This window comes from Corynebacterium sp. KPL4035 (assembly GCF_037908325.1).
GTDB classification, from domain to species: domain Bacteria; phylum Actinomycetota; class Actinomycetes; order Mycobacteriales; family Mycobacteriaceae; genus Corynebacterium; species Corynebacterium kefirresidentii.
Window position 1 is genome coordinate 1 of sequence record NZ_JBBMGF010000027.1, and the last position, 1686, is coordinate 1686.

The 1686-nt window shown below is 47.3% G+C and carries 1 protein-coding gene; it reads left to right on the forward strand.

The features are described from left to right. The first annotated feature begins 506 nt into the window (after nucleotides 1-506). Nucleotides 507-1031: a hypothetical protein gene (locus WMP96_RS11665; RefSeq protein ID WP_340433611.1), complete on the forward strand. Its 525-nt coding sequence runs from the start codon at nucleotides 507-509 to the stop codon at nucleotides 1029-1031. The last annotated feature ends 655 nt before the right edge of the window (nucleotides 1032-1686 follow it).

Consider the following 1686-nt stretch of genomic DNA (forward strand, 5'->3'; position numbering starts at 1 on the left):
ACCCAGGGGCAACCCCCCTCCCCCACAACTCCCCAACCCACGGGCGACTAAGGCGCACATGCCGTGTACGGGTCTGAGCACTGTTCGCGGTGGCGTTTTGCCTGTTCAATATCGTCGTTTAAGGCGTTGGGGAACGTGTGCTGGTAGTGCTGTGCCCCTTAATCGCCTAGACGCGCATATAGAGCGTCACAATAAGTCGCCATTACTGGCTGGCGGGATGGCAGCCACCCCGAGTCTTAAAGGCTACCTATATTGTGTCTGTCAGATGTACCTGCCTGGATGCTCAGGGAGCTAGGTAAGAATAGGTGTACGAGGTTCCGATGTCAGCAGTTAAACCCCTTGGTCAAATATAGTGCATTCGACGGAGGCAATTCTAAGATGCTGACTCGACTTCAGAGCCCGAGACTGTGGACTAAAGTACTTTCAAGAATCACACTTAGAGCATTACTTTGGCTTGTTCCACTTTACGACTGATTGGAACAAAATTTATTCAGGAAGGAGCTGAGATGAAACAAAAACCTATGAACTGGTGTAAAATATCAACTATTTATCTCGTTATTAATGGTTTCTTAGGAGCCTCAATTTTCGCTGTAGCCATAGCTGGCTATTGTGGCGATCTTCCAAAACTTCTTTGCAGCGATCTTCTTTTTATTGCGGCGTTGCATGGGCATCGCGCCATTTGGATACGAAAACACGATGCTGGCAAAACACGGGTGACGAACTCGTTTGGGGCATTCTCGATGGAAAATGTTACTTTCTTTGCTTTTGTAGCCATCGTCGGGATTACCTTTTATCAAGAATATATTTCGGTTGCGCCCGTGGATAAAAGTATTCGCCTATGGGTTAGTTCTCTTATTACCTTTGCGCCTCTTGTTTCCCTCATCAATGGAGACGCGAGCCGACTGGTGGCTTTCCCAACGAAGAAAAGTACAACGCCCACTCCTTCTGGGGAATTAATTGTGTGGCCACGTTGGAAGCCTAATAAAGAATATAAGCTCTTTCGTATTTTTTCTAATGACGAAAGAGTTTGACGTGATGTAGTAGATGAAAAGCAAGTGATAATCACTATTGGGATTAATCTGTATCATGTTGTATCTAGCGCTAAGGCACTTTTGGGCAAACGGTGCCTAAAACCAATCTGAAGAGTGGTTCACTAAATTCTAGCGCTCCGTGGTAGCTAGGCGAAGTGGTTGGGAATTTGGCACGTTAGTGGCTACAGTTGGCATTCTACTGAGTCAGAAACGGGAAAGTTACGGGAATCTGGTCTTGGAGTTTTCTTGATTAGTGCTTCTTACCTGCGTGTTTAGTGGTTGAAGGTTCAGTTCCCGGCAGCTCCACCGATAGGCCCCCGAGAAATCGGGGGCCTTTTCCCATGCAAGGAGCCCAGCGCTCATCTTGCTGATAATTGTCCGCTCTCCCCAATCCATTTTTGGGATCGTCCATCTAAAGGGGAGCGGTCCACCAGAGAGGCCTTTCAAATATGGGAGAAAACATCTCGATTGCAGGTTTCCTTGAGACATTAGTAGCTATGGGGCCACTTAGCCAGGTAAAACTCTGCCATAATGCCCGTTATCCTGGGGATTTGTGTTGTTTGGTTGTGGTGGGCTAGATTAATCCAAGTCGCCGGGAGGTAGCCGGGAGGTTACTTGATGGTGACATTTTGTACGGACTTGGTTTGATGATTTG

Bases quoted from the DNA above. Each gene is read 5' to 3' on its own strand.
- WMP96_RS11665 (WP_340433611.1), top strand. From the start codon at position 507: ATGAAACAAAAACCTATGAACTGGTGTAAAATATCAACTATTTATCTC.